The following is a 15,996-nucleotide window of genomic DNA, read 5'->3' as shown; positions in this document are numbered from 1 at the left end:
TGGCAGTCACTCCCACTCTTTTAAAATTTGATGATAGGCTTCCAATGGTTTTTCAGCTTTCGTGATTGACCTTCCGACAACAATTTGTGAAACACCTTGCTCTTTTGCATAAGCAGGAGTCGCCACACGCTTTTGGTCATCGGTTTGATCATTTAGTAAGCGAATCCCCGGCGTGACAGTGAGAAAGGCAGGTGAGATGTGCTCATGAAGGGCTTTGGATTCATGAACAGAGCAAACAACACCGTCTAGTCCACTTTCATATGCCAATTGACCGTACCGGATGACAGTCTCTTGCAGCGGACGGTCTATGAGTAATTCGCTTCTCATCATGCCTTCTGACGTACTCGTCAGCTGAGTCACTGCAATAATGCCCGGACGTCTTTGTCCAGCAGGCGTCCCGCTTTCAAGCCCTTCTAACGCAGCTTGCATCATATGTTTCCCGCCAGCAGCATGCACATTGACCAAATCAACACCAAGTGCGGCAAGCCGGTTCATTGCTTTTTGCACCGTTGTTGGAATGTCATGTAATTTGAGATCGAGGAAAATGCGGCAGTTTTTTTCTTTGAGCTCGTCAAGGATAGCAGGTCCTTCTTGGTAAAACAGCTCCATGCCGACCTTCACAAATAATGGCGTCCCTTCAAAGGGTTTTAAAAAGGCGAGCGCTTCCTGCGCTACCGGAAAATCAAGCGCGATGATGGGCAAGTGCTTCATGTTTCCAGCTCCTTCCGATACATTCCTCTACAGATGAATAGCCATATGCTGCTAACACTCTTGGCAGTTCTTCAATGATTTCTGGGCAAATAAACGGGTTCACAAAATTGGCTGTGCCAACAGCTACTGCACTTGCACCTGCTAGTAAAAATTCAAGTACATCTTCAGCACTTTGCACCCCGCCCATTCCGATAATCGGGATAGACACTGCTTGACTGACCTCATGTACCATGCGCACAGCGACAGGTTTGACAGCAGGGCCTGATAATCCGCCTGTTTTATTGGCAAGAATCGGTTTCCCCGTTTTTAAATCTAAACGCATACCGATTAACGTGTTAATCATCGTGAGTCCATCCGCTCCAGCAGATTCAATCGCTTGAGCAATCTCTACAATATTGGCTACGTTAGGAGACAGTTTGACATAGACAGGAACGGAGGAGACGTCCTTCACCGCTTTTGTCAATGCTGCTGCCATTTGAGGATCTGTACCAAAGCCAATTCCGCCTGTTTTGACATTCGGACATGAAATATTCAGTTCAAGGGCATGGACATTTTTTGCTTGGCTGATTTGCTTGGCTACTTCGACATAATCATCGACCTGTGAGCCAGCGACGTTTGCAATGATCGGCGTATCAAACTGCTCAAGCCAAGGCAATTCATTTTCCAGCACGCCTTTTAGGCCTGGATTTTGAAGACCGATGGCATTGAGCATACCGGCACCTGTCTCCGCTACCCTTGGTGTCGGGTTGCCAAATCTCGGTTCAAGGGTTGTGGCCTTGATCATGATACCGCCCAGCACTGATAAGTCATATAATGAAGCAAATTCCCTTCCGAATCCAAAGCAGCCTGATGCAGGGATAATCGGATTCTTTAAAGATAAGCCGGGTAACTCAACGTTTAGCATGACAATGCCACCTCCTCTGCTTTAAATACAGGTCCATCCAGACAGACTTTGACGTAAGGTTTTTCGTGCTGGTCGGTATGACAGACACATGCAAAGCAAGCACCAATCCCGCAGCCCATTCGTTCTTCCATTGAAATGTAGACAGGCTTATCGGGATAAAAGTCTTTTAGTGCTTTTAACATAGGTGTCGGTCCGCAGGAAAGCATGACATCAAAGCTCAAATCATTCTCTTCAATGACACCTGTCACGAAGCCCTTTGAACCATATGTCCCATCAACTGTCGCGATAAACGTATCTCCGAGTGCTTGGAATTTCTCCTCGTAAAATACATCCTTTTTCGATTGAAAGCCAAGGACATGCTTGACGATGACACCTTTTTTCGTTAAACGCTTGGACAGTTCATATAAAGGCGGTACACCAATTCCACCGCCGACTAGTAAGGCTGTCTGACCTGGCTGAACAACTGAAGGATCGTACCCGTTGCCAAGCGGTCCTAATACATCGATGGATTCCCCATCCCGCTTTTGGGAAAGGAGCTTTGTGCCCTCTCCCTCTGCGCGGTAGATGATGGTTGCTTCTTGTTTCTCGGCATGAATATTGGCAATACTGATCGGTCTTCTCAGCAGCGGTGTCATGGACTCGCTGACCTTGATATGAAGAAATTGTCCAGCCGTTTGAAAGGAGTCCACAAGGTCACCTTTTAATGTCATTTCGTAAATATGATCAGCGATCTCTCGGTTTGAGACGACCGTCAAGTATGCTTTTTTCATATCGTTACTGTCACCTCAGCATTCGTTTTCACTTCTGGCATTTCGTCCGCTCTAAATGTCATGCTTTCCAGCACTCTTAAAATGGCTTCTGCTGTATCTAGCGACGTTAAGCAAGCTACGCCATTTTCAACAGCTTCACGTCTGATTCTAAAGCCGTCTCTTGCCGGCTGTTTTCCTTTTGTCAGAGTGTTGATGACAAATTGGGCTTCCCCGTTTCGAATGACATCGAGAAGGTTTTTGCCTTCTTCTCCTATTTTGCCGACAACACTTGATGGGATGGAGGCTTGTTTTAAGTAATTCGCCGTTCCTTCTGTCGCTAAAATATGATAGCCGATCGAATGGAATCTTCTTGCAATCTCAAGTCCTTCTTCTTTATCCTTATCAGCAACTGTTAGAAGAACTGTTCCGTCTTTAGGAATTTGAATGCCTGATGCAATTAATCCTTTGTAGAGGGCTTTTTCAATTGTGACATCTTTCCCCATGACCTCACCTGTAGATTTCATTTCAGGCCCGAGTGTAATATCCACTCTTCTTAGTTTTGCAAAAGAGAAGACTGGAACTTTGACGTACACCCCTTCTTGCTCTGTGTGAAGTCCTTCTTCGTAGCCATAGTTTTTAAGCTTGTCACCTAAAATGACTTTTGTCGCTAGATTTGCCATCGGGATGCCCGTGATTTTACTTAAGAAAGGAACTGTCCGGCTTGAACGAGGATTCACTTCAAGTACGTACACTTCACCTTTCGAGAGAACAAATTGAATGTTTAGCAGCCCAATAATGTTGAGGCCTTTTGCAAGCTTGATCGTGTATTCTGCGATCTTCGCTTTGATCTCATCAGACAATGTTTGCGGCGGGTAAACCGCAATCGAGTCACCGGAGTGGACCCCGGCTCTTTCAATATGTTCCATAATGCCTGGGATCACGACAGTTTCCCCATCAGATACGGCATCTACTTCAATTTCTTTTCCCGTCAAATATTTGTCAATTAACACTGGGTGCTGCGGATTGACTCTCACCGCATTCTCCATGTAGTGAAGAAGCTCTTCTTCTTGATAAACGATTTCCATCGCACGACCGCCTAATACATAGGAAGGACGGACAAGGACTGGGTAGCCGATCTGATTTGCAATCGCTACAGCTTCAGGCACAGACGTAGCTGTTTTCCCTTTAGGCTGCGGCACGCCGAGTGCTTCTAATGTTTGTTCAAACTTGTCTCGGTTTTCGGCGCGGTCTAGGTCTTCAAGAGAAGTGCCGAGAATCTTCACCCCTCTATTTGATAATTCATCTGCTAGGTTGATCGCCGTTTGTCCGCCGAACTGGACGACGACTCCTTCAGGCTGCTCAAGATCAATGATGTGCATCACATCTTCTACAGTGAGTGGTTCAAAGTAGAGCTTATCTGAAATACTAAAGTCTGTTGAGACCGTTTCAGGGTTGTTGTTAATAATGATTGCTTCATAGCCTGCTTGTTTAATTGCCCACACAGAATGAACCGTCGCATAATCAAATTCAACTCCTTGACCGATTCTGATAGGACCTGAGCCTAATACGATGACGCTTTTCTTGTCTGTGCGTTCTGATTCATTTTCATCTTCATACGTGCTATAGAAATATGGCGTCTCGGATTCAAATTCAGCCGCACAAGTATCTACCATTTTGTAGACAGGTACGATGCCTGCTTCTTGTCTTAGCTTGTAGACATCCGCTTCATTCATATTCCACTCGCGGCTAATATAGATGTCTGAGAAGCCTTTATCTTTCGCTTCTTTTAATACGTCTGTATTGCCTTTGTTTTCTTTTAATGTCTTTTCAAATGCGATGATGCCTTCCAGCTTATGAAGGAAGAAGTAATCAATTTTTGAGAATTCATGTATTTGTTCAACCGTATAGCCTCTTCTAAGCGCCTCGGCGATATAGAATAATCGTTCGTCTCCCGCCTTGATAATCCGCTTTTCAAGTACTTCGTTTGTGATATCTGCTTCATCTTTTAATTCAATGTGATGCACATCAGCTTCAAGTGAACGGACAGCCTTTAGAAGAGACTCTTCTAATGTACGGCCGATCGCCATCACTTCACCAGTTGCTTTCATTTGCGTCCCAAGACGTCTGTTGGCAGATTCGAATTTATCAAACGGCCAGCGCGGGATTTTAGACACAATATAATCAAGTGCCGGCTCGAAGGCGGCATAGGTTTTACCTGTAACTGGGTTCATCATTTCATCAAGCGTTAAGCCGACAGCAATTTTCGCTGCAAGTTTGGCAATTGGATAACCAGTTGCTTTCGACGCAAGTGCAGAAGAACGACTCACGCGCGGGTTTACTTCGATGATATAGTATTGAAAGCTGTCTGGGTCAATCGCCAGCTGTACGTTACAGCCGCCTTCAATGCCAAGTGCCCGGATCAGCTTGAGCGACACATTGCGAAGCAGCTGATATTCACGGTCACTTAATGTTTGGCTTGGCGCCACAACGATACTGTCACCTGTGTGGATACCGACAGGATCAAAGTTTTCCATGTTACAAACAACGATCGCATGATCACCGCTATCACGCATGACTTCATATTCAATTTCTTTAAAACCTGCAATGCTTTTTTCAAGTAAGCATTGTGTGACTGGGCTTAACTTCAGTCCGTTTTCGACGATTTCCTTCAGCTCTTGCTCGTTTGTACAAATTCCGCCGCCTGTTCCGCCTAATGTATAAGCTGGTCTCACAATGACAGGGAAACCGATTTGATTCGTAAACGCCATCGCTTCTTCAAGGTTATGGATGATTTCACTTTCTGGTACAGGCTCATTTAGTTCATTCATCAGATTACGGAATAAATCTCTGTCCTCTGCTTTTTGAATAGCTGACAGCTTTGTTCCTAATACTTCAACACCGCATTCAGCTAATACGCCAAGGTCTGATAATTCAACAGCAAGGTTAAGTCCAGTTTGTCCGCCAAGTGTTGGCAAGATCGCATCAGGACGTTCTTTTCGAATGATTCGTGTTAAGAATTCTGGTGTCAGTGGTTCGATGTATACCTTATCGGCCATTTCTGTATCTGTCATGATGGTCGCTGGATTGGAATTCACAAGAACGACTTCATAGCCCTCTTCTTTCAGTGCTAAGCAAGCCTGTGTGCCTGCATAGTCAAACTCCGCTGCCTGTCCGATGATGATTGGACCTGAACCGATGACTAAAATCTTTTTGATGTCTACGCGTTTTGGCATACTTCTTCCCCTTCTTTCTCAGTTGTATGAATCATGTCCATGAACTGGTCGAATAAGTAGTTCGCATCTTCTGGACCTGGTGACGCTTCTGGGTGATACTGGACAGTGAATGCTTGTGCTTCTTTATGTTTTAACCCTTCAATCGTATTGTCGTTTAGGGCGATATGTGTGACTTCGAGCACGTCCTCGTTAATTGCACTAACTGTGTAGCCGTGATTTTGAGATGTCAGTGTCACCTTGCCGGTGGCTAGTTCTTTGACTGGGTGATTCGAGCCTCTGTGACCGAATTTCATTTTTTCAGTACTTGCGCCGCACGCAAGAGCGAATAATTGATGTCCAAGACAAATGCCAAAGAGCGGAACCTTTCCAATCAATTGCTGAATCATCTCGACTGCTTCTGGTACATCAACAGGGTCTCCAGGGCCGTTTGAAAGCATGATCCCATCAGGCTTTAACTGCAGCACTTCATCTGCCGTGATATTGTACGGCACCACGATGACATCACAGTCACGTTTATTGAGCTCGCGCAAAATGCCATGCTTCATGCCGAAATCGACAAGGACAATTCTTTTTCCTCTTCCCGGGCTTGGATACGCATTTTTCACAGATACTTGACTCACTTGATCAGTCGGCAGCTGCATTGTTTGAAGGCGGCGAACTACGTCTTCCACTTGTTCATCCGGTCCTGCAAACGCCCCTCTTAAAGTCCCTGCACTTCGAATCATTCTCGTCAGCTTCCGTGTATCGATTCCGCTAAGACCTGGAATGTTTTTCATTTTTAAGTATTCATCTAGTGAGTATGAAGAGCGCCAGTTTGAGGGCTTTTCACAAAGTTCCTTCACAATCAGCCCTTTTACAAACGGTGTGATCGATTCAAAATCATCACGGTTAATGCCATAGTTGCCGATGAGCGGATAAGTGAGTGTGACAATTTGTCCGCAGTATGATGGATCAGACAAAATTTCTTGATAGCCCGTCATCCCTGTATTAAAGACGACTTCTCCGACTGACGATTCTAAGCTGCCAAAGCCTGTTCCTTCGAATACTGTTCCGTTTTCTAGCACTAAGCGTCTCTTCATTTTACTAGTCTCCCCTCTTCATACACGACTTTCCCAGATGCAAGCGTCATGACCGGCCATCCTGATACAGTCAATTTGTCAAACGGTGTATTTTGCCCTTTTGATAAGAAGCTTTTTTTATCGATTGCCATTTCTTTGTTTAAATCAATGAGTGTGATATCAGCTGTTTGTCCTTCTTCCAGCTTTCCATATGGAAGAGAGAAGGCTTCTGCTGGCTTGATTGTCATATAATCAACGAGTTCTTTTAATGTCCATTCGCCAGTTTTGACAAATCGTGTATACAGAAGCGGGAACGCTGTTTCAAGCCCGACAATTCCAAAAGGTGCACGCTGCATCGTTTCGTTCTTTTCTTCTTCAGTATGCGGCGCATGGTCTGTTGCGATGAAATCAATCGTTCCATCTAAAAGTCCCTCGATCAGTGCCTCGCGATCCTCTTTTCCTCTGAGCGGCGGGTTCATTTTATAGTTTGTATCAAGACCAGGGATGTCCGCATCACATAACAGCAGGTGATGCGGTGACACCTCAGCTGTCACACGGATGCCTGCTTTTTTTGCATCGCGAACGACTCGCACAGATTCTTTCGTACTGATATGACATACATGATAATGGCAGTTCGCTGCTTCTGCTAAAAGAACATCTCTTGCAATATGCACCGATTCACAAATGGACGGTATACCGTTTAATTCATTTGCTTTTGAAAATTCTCCTTCATGAACGCATCCGCCGTAAATGAGCGAGTTATCTTCACAGTGTGCCACAATCGCTTGATCAAGACTTGCTGCCTTTTTCATGGCTTCGTACATCATGCCTGCTGTTTGGATGCCGACTCCGTCATCTGTAAAAGCGAAGGCGCCTGCTTCTTTTAGTGCTGCAAAGTCCGTCATTTCTTCCCCAATCTGTCTAGTTGTAATGGAGGCGTATGGCAGTACTCTGACAGAAGAGGTCTCTTCGATTCGATCCATGAGCCATTCCATTTGCTTTTTTGTATCCGGAACTGGACGTGTATTCGGCATAGCTGCAATCGTCGTATATCCGCCTCTTGCGGCTGCTTTAGAGCCTGTTTCAATCGTTTCCTTTTTCTCTCCACCTGGCTCTCTTAAATGTACATGCAGATCAATCAAGCCTGGTGAAACAAATAGCCCTTTAGCATCAATGACCTCTTCTCCGTCTTCTCTTTCTAAGTGACCAATCGCTTGAATCACTTCTCCTTCTACCCTAATATCCTGCTGCACTTTTTCGCCTGTGCTTGTTAAGATAAAACCGTTTTTAATGAGATATGACATAGACAGAATCTCTCCCTTTTTGATGTAGTCTGCTATTTTGAAAAGCTCTTTTTAATACGGCCATTCGGATATAGACTCCATTTTCCATTTGCTTAAAAATCCTTGACTGCTTTGACTCTACTAATGAATCATCTATTTCAACACCTCTGTTCACTGGTGCTGGATGCATAATAATGGCTCGTTCTTTCATGTTGTTTGCCCTGTTTACTGTTAATCCATAAGTCGATAAGTAATCTTCATTGCCCATTTTTTCAGCGTGCCGTTCATGCTGAATTCTGAGCAGCATCACCACATCAGATTGTGTGATGGCTTCATCTACTTGGACATACGTTCCGTGAGGGTTTTGCTCATCTTGGAAGGAAGCAGGCCCTGAAAAAAGGACTGTTGCTCCCAGCCTTGAAAGAACCTCAGCATTTGACCTTGCCACCCTGCTGTGTTTGATGTCTCCATGAATCGAAATCGTTAAGCCCTCAAAGCCGTCAAACTCTTCATAGATGGTCATTAGGTCAAGCAGTGATTGGGTCGGATGCTGCCCGCAGCCATCTCCAGCATTGATGATGGGAATCCCAACCTTCCCGATTAGCTCGTTGTAATATTCATCAGTGCTGTCTCTGATCACACAAGCTTTCACACCGATGGATTCAAGCGTTTTTACCGTATCGTATAGGGTTTCGCCTTTTTGAACGGAGGTGCTTGCCGCATCTAAGCTCAGTACATTCATCCCCAGTTTCTTTTCGGCGACTTCGAAGCTAAATCGTGTTCTTGTGCTTGGTTCAAAGAAGAGGTTTGCTACAAATTCTCCCGCTAAGCCAAGCTCTTGTTTCCCCTTTTTGAGAGCCGTTGCTTCTTCAATCAGCTGTAAAATCTCTTCTGTAGACAAGCTGCTCATTGTCGATAGATCATTCATTTTTTCTTCCCCCTCTAGTTTTTCATCACTTTCAGGTTCAAAAAAACCCTAAGCCTCGGCAGCTTAGGGTTCTCCAAAAGAAGCAGCGGCACTTTCGTGCATTCTGCTCATTTTAGAACCCTTGTCAGCCTCACTGGACTTCTTTTAAAAGGTTTTCTGTATTCGATTCATTTGACTCGTCATCCTCCGCTTTTTGCTGCGGCAGGATCAGGTTTAACAGGACACCCGTGATGGCAGCAAGTGCCATTCCAGATAGTGTGAGGTTGATTTGTTTCACCTCAATGAATGCCCCGCCAATTCCAATGACTAAGATGACTGATGCGATAATGAGATTACGCTTTTCTTCAAAATTTACTTTATGATCAATCAGGATTCTCAGACCGCTTGAGGCAATGATCCCAAAGAGCAGGAACGAAACGCCTCCCATGACCGCGGACGGCACTGTACTGATTAATGCTGAAATTTTTCCGACAAAGCCGAAGCAGATCGCAAAGACTGCTGCTCCGCCGATGACGAAGATACTGAACACTCTTGTGATGGCAAGGACCCCAATGTTCTCTCCATACGTTGTTGTTGGCGGTCCGCCAATGAGTGAAGCGAAGATCGTCGCTGCACTGTCTCCTAAAATGGAGCGGTGAAGACCAGGTTTTTTAATAAAATCTTGCCCTACAACTTTACTTAACACCACTTGGTGGCCGATGTGCTCAGACATTGTCACAAAGGCAACCGGCACCATCACTGTGAGAATGCTTAAAGTCACAGCAGGTGTGTAGTCGGCAAATGGTACGACGAAGTCTGGTACAGCAAACCAATTCGCGTCAATGACCGGCTGGAAGTTCACAATGCCTTGTGTTAAAGCAAAGAGATAGCCGCTAATAATTCCGATTAATACTGGGATCAAGCTTAGGAATCCTCTTAGGAAGATCATGCTGATAATCGTGACAGCCAGAGTAAAGCCGGCGACCATTAGGTGCTTAAGGCTGTAAACAAGCTCGGTTGCATTCGGATCAACATACATCGCCATGTTGACAGCTGTTCCAGCGAGTCCGAGTCCGATGACCATAATGACTGGCCCTACGACGACCGGCGGCAGAAGTTTCATCAGCCAGCCTGTGCCGAGCCATTTAATAAATAGTGCAATGAGTGCATAAGCGACACCCGCCATGAAGGCACCAACCATTGCGGCTCCAGGGCCGCCTGTTGCTTTGACATTCAGTATGGGGGCGATAAAGGCAAAGGACGATCCAAGATATGCCGGAATTTGTCCTCTTGTAATGATTAAGTAAACAATGGTTCCAACACCACTTGAGATGAGCGCGACGGCCGGACTCATATCAATGATTTTTGGTACAAGAATGGTCGCACCAAACATGGCAAACAAATGCTGAAGGCTAAGTGACAGCCATGTGAACGGTTTTGGGATATCTCGAATGCCTAAATTGGCTTTTTGCTGACTCATGATTTTCCTCCTAGATGTGTCCTTTTTCATTAAAAAAGCCTCTTTGCGAGTATGCGCAAAGAGGCCTAGAAAAACCGTACACGTCACTTAAGCCGTGTGCTCGGTGTCTCTGTTATTGCCCTCTTTGCAAACTCTCTGGAATGCATTTAAAAAGGTTATTTTTCATATATAGCGACAAGGTCGTTTTGATCTACTTCATTCAGTTGAACCATGACGGTCTCTGCTTTTGATGTCGGAATGTTCTTCCCGATATAATCCGCTCGAATCGGAAGCTCTCGGTGTCCCCGGTCGACGAGAACAGCAAGCTGAATGGAAGATGGTCTTCCTACATCCACAAGGGCATCCATGGCCGCTCTGACGGTTCTGCCTGTAAACAGGACATCGTCAACGACGATCAGTGTTTTGTCATTAATGTCAGCTGGGATGTCTGCACCCTTTACAAGCGGGTCTTGGTTGTCTGTCTTTTTTGTCAGGTCATCACGGTATAGCGTAATATCAAGTTCACCCACTGTGACTGGATTTCCTTCAATTTGCTCGATGCGCTCTGCAAGGCGCTTTGCAAGATGAATGCCTCTTGTCTTGATCCCCGCAAGGATGACATCTTTCATCCCTTTATTGCGCTCAATCATTTCATGTGCAATTCGGGTAAGCGCTCGTCTGATCGCTTGTTCATCAAGAATGACTGCTTTTTGTTCCATCTTTTACACCTCTTTTTGACAAATAAAAAGCCCCTTCTGCAAAGGGCAGAGAGGGGCGTTCATTTGTGCATACACGTGCACAAATTGATCCGTTATCCTTCTCAGCCTCTCTGGACTGTTTTAAAGAATCTTCATTTCTTCGTTTATTATTTCAAAAAAAGAACTGCCTGTCAATCGTTATTTCTTAATGAATCGATAAAAGCTTGCATATCAGCAGGAATCGGTGCTGTGAACTCGATATATTCTCCTGTTCTAGGATGATCAAATCCTAGAACACCTGCATGAAGCAGCTGTCCATTAAAATCGACTGTCTTTCTCGGTCCATATTTCGGATCTCCTGCAAGCGGATAGCCGATATATTTCATATGAACACGAATTTGGTGTGTTCTTCCTGTTTCAAGACGGCACTCCACAACCGTGAAGTCCTGAAAGCGTTCAATCACATCAAAGTGAGTGACTGCTTGTTTTGCACTTTCTTTTGTAACCGTCATGCTTTGGCGGTCTTTTTTGTCTCTGCCAATTGGGGCATCAATTGTGCCTGTATCATGCTGGATAATGCCATGGACAACGGCTGTATATTTTCTTGTGACGGTCTTAGCCACGAGCTGATTGACGAGTGATTCATGCGCCATATCGTTTTTCGCGACCATTAACAGTCCAGACGTGTCTTTATCAATTCGGTGGACAATTCCAGGACGCATCACACCATTAATGCCTGATAAGTCCGTGCAATGTGCCATCAGGCCATTTACAAGTGTTCCAGAGACGTGACCTGGCGCTGGATGAACAACCATTCCTCGTGGTTTATTCACCACTAGCACATCTGCATCCTCATAATAAATATCAAGATCCATTGGTTCTGCTTCTACATCTAGTACTTTTGGGTCTGGAATCTCGACTTTAATCTGATCTCCAGCTTGTACTTTGTAATTGGCTTTCACTTGTTTCCCGTTTACTTCGATCAGCCCATCCTTTACCCACTGCTGGACTTGGGTTCTTGACCATTCTGGTTCTGTCGTGCTTAGAAATTTATCAAGCCGTTCACTCGTTTGTTCTTCTGAAACGGCAATATTTACTTGATTCATGTAGTTGACTCCTTAGTTTTCTTTCCATCTAACAGCATTTGAATGAAGAGCAGAATAACCCCTACACATAGAGAAGAATCTGCAATATTAAAGATTGGGTAGTGATAATTCCCAAAGACGAAATGAGCAAAATCTACCACTTCCTGACGGAAAACGCGGTCGATAAAGTTTCCAATTGCTCCGCCAAGCATTAAGGCCAGTGCTACTCCAAGCAGCTTGTCCTTTTGCCCATGCTTTTGCAAATAATAAACAATTCCCGCAATAACAACGAGTGTGATCACATAGAAAAACCACATTTGTCCTTGGAGAATTCCCCATGCGGCTCCTGAATTTCGGTGAGACGTGATATAAAAGAAGCCATCAATCACTGGATAAGAATCTCCGAGCATCATATTTTTGACAATGAGCCATTTTGTTAATTGATCTAAACAAATCATCACGAATGCGATTATGTAATAGAACACACACGTTCCTCCATCTTCATACTTTGGTCTTTAAGCATTTTATCAAGAAAACAGGAAGGAGTAAAGAAACTTTAGTTGACAGACAAAAACCTCCCTACATGTGGAAGGCTTCAAAATGAGAATCATCTGATTCATGAGGATAAGGAGTGAATGCTTTTTTCTCGTATTGCTTATGATATAGAAAGTCGTCAGCCGTGCGGGCGGTAGGAAGAATACTCATTTGTTCAAGCGGAATGGCATCACCTGTCGCCTCACATATACCATAGGTTCCCTGCTCAATTTTTGCAATAGCGAGAGACACATCTTGCAGCTCTTCTTTGATGTGATAAAGAAGCGTGGTCGTTTGGACCTCGTTCATTGAGACATGCTCAGCGGGTGAACGAAATGATGCGTATTCAAACAGTTTAGATTGCAGCTCTTCTTTCATTTGAAGGAGTTCCGTGTAAATCGTCTCTAGATCGCCATTCATGTCGCTATTTCAACTCCTGCCCTGTCGTGATAATCATATTGTTGCCCCGGCTGCTCACTTTAAAGCCATAAGATTTTTCCTTTCGTTCTAAACGCTGTCATTTTCGCAAAAAAGAAAACGCCCCGCATATGGCGGGGCGCTAGTTGGTCATATCACCCTGTTAATTCTGGTAATATTTTTCCACGATTTCAGCATTTTTTAGTGACAATGTTGGGTATTTCGGATTTGCACCAACATCTTTTGAAATAATGCGGGAACGTTCGCACAGTTCTCCTTCTGCTTTTTGAACCAGAATCCGTCCTGATGTGTATCCAGGTGCTGATACGTCAGCATTTTGCTCATCTTCTACCGTTAATTCAGAGATGATAAAGAGCTGCTTCACATCTTCTTTAATGGATGCAAGAAGATTTTTCACTTCTTCTGTCGCATAAAGAGTCACATTTGCTTCAAGTGAACGTCCGATGACTTTCTCATTACGCGCAATTTCGAGCGCTTTTAGAACATCGTCACGCACTTCCATAAAGCGGTCAAACTTCACTTCTGTCGCTTCCGCTTGAGGAACAGTCACACCTTCTGGCATATCTGTTAACTGAACACTTGGCTCTTCAACAAAGCTTAAGTGGCTCCATAATTCATCTGCTGTATGCGGAAGAATTGGTGCAGTCAGCTTCACTAATGCCATTAATGTTTCGTAGAAGACCGTTTGCATGCTGCGGCGGTCTGGATGATCTGCATGCTCAATGTACACGACATCCTTTGCAAAATCGAGATAGAAAGAGCTTAGCTCAATCGTACAGAAATTGTGAATCGCATGATATACGATTGCAAATTCGTAATCATCATAGGCCTTTTTCACTTTATCAATCAATTTGTTTAATTTGATCAAGATATATTGATCCACTTCGCGAAGCTCTTCTACCGGCACCGCATTGACTGCTGGGTTAAAGTCAAATAGGTTTCCATGCAGGAATCGGAACGTGTTACGGATTTTACGATAGACCTCTGCTACTTGTTTCAAGATATCATCAGACACTGGGTGATCGGCTTGATAGTTGACAGAAGATACCCAAAGTCTAAGAATCTCCGCCCCAAGCTGCTTCGCTACCTTTGTTGGGTCAATCGTATTGCCTAATGATTTACTCATCTTGCGTCCTTCTTTATCAAGCGTAAAGCCGTGACTTAGAACACCTTTATACGGTGCTTTTCCAGTGACAGCAACTGCTGTTGATAAGGAAGAGTTAAACCAGCCGCGATATTGGTCAGAGCCTTCAAGGTAAAGGTCTGCCGGACGGACAAGGTCATCTCTTTCTTCTAAAACGGCCTGGTGAGAAGAACCTGAATCAAACCATACATCCATGATGTCCTGCTCTTTTGTGAATTCACCGTTCGGGCTTCCTGGATGTGTAAAGCCTTCTGGCAATAGTTCTTTCGCTTCTTTTTCAAACCAAATATTAGAGCCATGTTCTCTAAATAATTGAGAGACATGCTGAATCGTTTCATCTGTGATGATCGGCTCGCCATTTTCCGCATAAAAGACCGGAATTGGAACGCCCCATACACGCTGTCTTGAAATGCACCAGTCGCCTCTGTCTCGCACCATGTTGAATAGGCGTGTTTCGCCCCATGCTGGAACCCATTTCGTTTCTTTAATATTGTCTAATAGCGCTTCTCTGAAATCCTTAATCGATGCAAACCACTGAGCTGTCGCACGATAAATGGTTGGTTTTTTCGTTCTCCAGTCATGCGGGTAAGAGTGCGTGATAAAGTCGAGCTTTTTCAGTGCGCCTTTTGCTTCAAGCTGTTCTGTGATCGCTTTATTGGCATCCTCGTAGAATAATCCTTCAAAACCAGGCGCTTCTTCTGTCATCACACCTTTTTCGTCTACTGGACATAGCACATCAAGACCGTATTTCATACTGACAATAAAGTCATCTTCCCCGTGACCTGGAGCTGTGTGAACACAGCCTGTTCCTGCATCCGTTGTCACGTGGTCGCCAAGCATGACAAGAGAATCTCTGCCGTAGATCGGATGCTCTGCAACGATGGTATCTAATTCTTTTCCTTTTAATGTTTTCACGACTTCATACTCTTCAAAGCCAAGTGTTTTTGCCACTTGTTCAACTAGCTCAGATGCGACAACATATCGCTCAGCACCCACTTGAAGAACGCTGTACTCTAGGTTTGGATGAACACAAATCCCAAGGTTTGCAGGAAGTGTCCAAGGGGTTGTTGTCCAGATGATGAATTGTTCGCCGTTTTCAAGTACGCCTTTGCCATCTTTCACTTTAAATGAAACGTAAATGGATGGTGAACGTTTGTCTTTATATTCAATTTCCGCTTCAGCAAGTGCTGACTCACTTGAAGGAGACCAGTTAACAGGCTTTAGTCCTTTGTAAATATAGCCTCTCTTCGCCATTTCTCCAAAGACAAGAATTTGCTGCGCTTCGTACTCAGGCTTTAACGTGACATATGGATTATCCCAGTCTGCTCTTACGCCTAATCGCTTAAATTGATTGCGCTGACCCTCGATTTGCTTCCAAGCATACTCTTCACATAATTTACGGAATTCAGCTGTCGACATTTCTTTACGTTTGACTTTTTTATTTTTAGTGAGTGCTGTTTCAATTGGCAAGCCGTGTGTATCCCAGCCCGGTACGTACGGTGCGTGGAACCCATTCATTGATTTAAAACGGACAATAAAATCTTTTAGGATTTTATTGAGTGCGTGCCCCATATGAATGTCACCATTCGCATATGGAGGTCCATCATGCAAAATAAAGGTTGGGCGTCCTTTTGTACGCTCTAAAACCATTTGATAGATGTCTTTTTCTGCCCACTCCTCTTGGATTTCAGGCTCTTTGTTCGGCAAGTTCCCTCTCATTGGGAATTCTGTTTTCGGCATTAATAAGGTGTCTTTGTAGTTCATACCCATTCCTCCATATGCAAATTCTGATT

At 44.4% G+C, this 15,996-nt stretch carries 13 protein-coding genes; all 13 read right to left on the bottom strand.

Features of this window, described 5'->3' with window-relative positions:
• Positions 1-6: 6 nt before the first annotated feature.
• On the bottom strand, positions 7-711 hold the full coding sequence (gene pyrF / locus MHH26_RS05295; RefSeq protein ID WP_340972671.1) for an orotidine-5'-phosphate decarboxylase: 705 nt from the start codon (positions 709-711) through the stop codon (positions 7-9).
• On the bottom strand, positions 683-1,615 hold the full coding sequence (locus MHH26_RS05290; protein ID WP_307499590.1) for a dihydroorotate dehydrogenase: 933 nt from the start codon (positions 1,613-1,615) through the stop codon (positions 683-685). The genes pyrF and MHH26_RS05290 overlap by 29 nt, the downstream gene beginning before the upstream one ends.
• Positions 1,609-2,385 carry a dihydroorotate dehydrogenase electron transfer subunit gene (locus tag MHH26_RS05285; protein ID WP_340972669.1) on the bottom strand — a complete coding sequence of 259 codons (777 nt, stop codon included), beginning with the start codon at positions 2,383-2,385 and terminating at the stop codon, positions 1,609-1,611. The genes MHH26_RS05290 and MHH26_RS05285 overlap by 7 nt, the downstream gene beginning before the upstream one ends.
• A complete protein-coding gene (gene carB, locus MHH26_RS05280; protein WP_106061516.1) occupies positions 2,382-5,597 on the bottom strand; it encodes a carbamoyl-phosphate synthase (glutamine-hydrolyzing) large subunit in 3,216 nt (1,071 codons plus the stop codon). The genes MHH26_RS05285 and carB overlap by 4 nt, the downstream gene beginning before the upstream one ends.
• Positions 5,582-6,676: a carbamoyl phosphate synthase small subunit gene (locus MHH26_RS05275; RefSeq protein WP_095285152.1), complete on the bottom strand. Its 1,095-nt coding sequence runs from the start codon at positions 6,674-6,676 to the stop codon at positions 5,582-5,584. Before MHH26_RS05275 ends, carB begins: the two co-directional genes overlap by 16 nt.
• Positions 6,673-7,959, bottom strand: coding sequence for a dihydroorotase (locus tag MHH26_RS05270; protein ID WP_340972667.1), 1,287 nt, complete (start codon positions 7,957-7,959; stop codon positions 6,673-6,675). The genes MHH26_RS05275 and MHH26_RS05270 overlap by 4 nt, the downstream gene beginning before the upstream one ends.
• On the bottom strand, positions 7,943-8,866 hold the full coding sequence (locus MHH26_RS05265) for an aspartate carbamoyltransferase catalytic subunit (RefSeq protein WP_340972665.1): 924 nt from the start codon (positions 8,864-8,866) through the stop codon (positions 7,943-7,945). Before MHH26_RS05265 ends, MHH26_RS05270 begins: the two co-directional genes overlap by 17 nt.
• Before the next feature lie 130 nt (positions 8,867-8,996).
• Positions 8,997-10,325 carry a solute carrier family 23 protein gene (locus MHH26_RS05260; RefSeq protein ID WP_340972663.1) on the bottom strand — a complete coding sequence of 443 codons (1,329 nt, stop codon included), beginning with the start codon at positions 10,323-10,325 and terminating at the stop codon, positions 8,997-8,999.
• 155 nt (positions 10,326-10,480) lie between these two features.
• Positions 10,481-11,023, bottom strand: a complete 543-nt coding sequence (gene pyrR, locus MHH26_RS05255; protein ID WP_024424234.1) for a bifunctional pyr operon transcriptional regulator/uracil phosphoribosyltransferase PyrR — start codon at positions 11,021-11,023, stop codon at positions 10,481-10,483.
• 170 nt (positions 11,024-11,193) lie between these two features.
• Positions 11,194-12,108 (bottom strand): RluA family pseudouridine synthase, encoded by a 915-nt coding sequence (locus tag MHH26_RS05250; RefSeq protein WP_340972662.1) that lies wholly within the window; start codon positions 12,106-12,108, stop codon positions 11,194-11,196.
• Complete coding sequence (lspA, locus tag MHH26_RS05245) at positions 12,105-12,572, bottom strand: signal peptidase II (RefSeq protein ID WP_012009890.1); 468 nt, start codon at positions 12,570-12,572, stop codon at positions 12,105-12,107. Before lspA ends, MHH26_RS05250 begins: the two co-directional genes overlap by 4 nt.
• Positions 12,573-12,666: 94 nt before the next feature.
• Positions 12,667-13,041, bottom strand: coding sequence for a TraR/DksA family transcriptional regulator (locus MHH26_RS05240; RefSeq protein WP_034662509.1), 375 nt, complete (start codon positions 13,039-13,041; stop codon positions 12,667-12,669).
• Positions 13,042-13,201: 160 nt separating this feature from the next.
• A complete protein-coding gene (gene ileS / locus MHH26_RS05235; RefSeq protein WP_340972659.1) occupies positions 13,202-15,967 on the bottom strand; it encodes an isoleucine--tRNA ligase in 2,766 nt (921 codons plus the stop codon).
• Between the last annotated feature and the right edge of the window lie 29 nt (positions 15,968-15,996).

Origin of the sequence: Bacillus sp. FSL K6-2839 (assembly GCF_038003365.1) — a bacterium.
In the GTDB taxonomy this organism is placed as follows: domain Bacteria; phylum Bacillota; class Bacilli; order Bacillales; family Bacillaceae; genus Bacillus.
Note: the sequence above shows the minus strand (reverse complement) of the source record. Positions and strands in the feature narration are given on the sequence as shown.

What these genes read in the sequence shown, in the direction of transcription:
- MHH26_RS05270 (WP_340972667.1), bottom strand. Translation starts at nt 7,959, where the DNA reads ATGTCATATCTCATTAAAAACGGTTTTATCTTAACAAGCACAGGCGAA.
- pyrF (WP_340972671.1), bottom strand. Translation starts at nt 711, where the DNA reads ATGAAGCACTTGCCCATCATCGCGCTTGATTTTCCGGTAGCGCAGGAA.
- MHH26_RS05265 (WP_340972665.1), bottom strand. Translation starts at nt 8,866, where the DNA reads ATGAATGATCTATCGACAATGAGCAGCTTGTCTACAGAAGAGATTTTA.
- ileS (WP_340972659.1), bottom strand. Translation starts at nt 15,967, where the DNA reads ATGAACTACAAAGACACCTTATTAATGCCGAAAACAGAATTCCCAATG.
- MHH26_RS05240 (WP_034662509.1), bottom strand. Translation starts at nt 13,041, where the DNA reads ATGAATGGCGATCTAGAGACGATTTACACGGAACTCCTTCAAATGAAA.
- MHH26_RS05260 (WP_340972663.1), bottom strand. Translation starts at nt 10,325, where the DNA reads ATGAGTCAGCAAAAAGCCAATTTAGGCATTCGAGATATCCCAAAACCG.
- MHH26_RS05275 (WP_095285152.1), bottom strand. Translation starts at nt 6,676, where the DNA reads ATGAAGAGACGCTTAGTGCTAGAAAACGGAACAGTATTCGAAGGAACA.
- pyrR (WP_024424234.1), bottom strand. Translation starts at nt 11,023, where the DNA reads ATGGAACAAAAAGCAGTCATTCTTGATGAACAAGCGATCAGACGAGCG.
- carB (WP_106061516.1), bottom strand. Translation starts at nt 5,597, where the DNA reads ATGCCAAAACGCGTAGACATCAAAAAGATTTTAGTCATCGGTTCAGGT.
- MHH26_RS05250 (WP_340972662.1), bottom strand. Translation starts at nt 12,108, where the DNA reads ATGAATCAAGTAAATATTGCCGTTTCAGAAGAACAAACGAGTGAACGG.
- MHH26_RS05285 (WP_340972669.1), bottom strand. Translation starts at nt 2,385, where the DNA reads ATGAAAAAAGCATACTTGACGGTCGTCTCAAACCGAGAGATCGCTGAT.
- MHH26_RS05290 (WP_307499590.1), bottom strand. Translation starts at nt 1,615, where the DNA reads ATGCTAAACGTTGAGTTACCCGGCTTATCTTTAAAGAATCCGATTATC.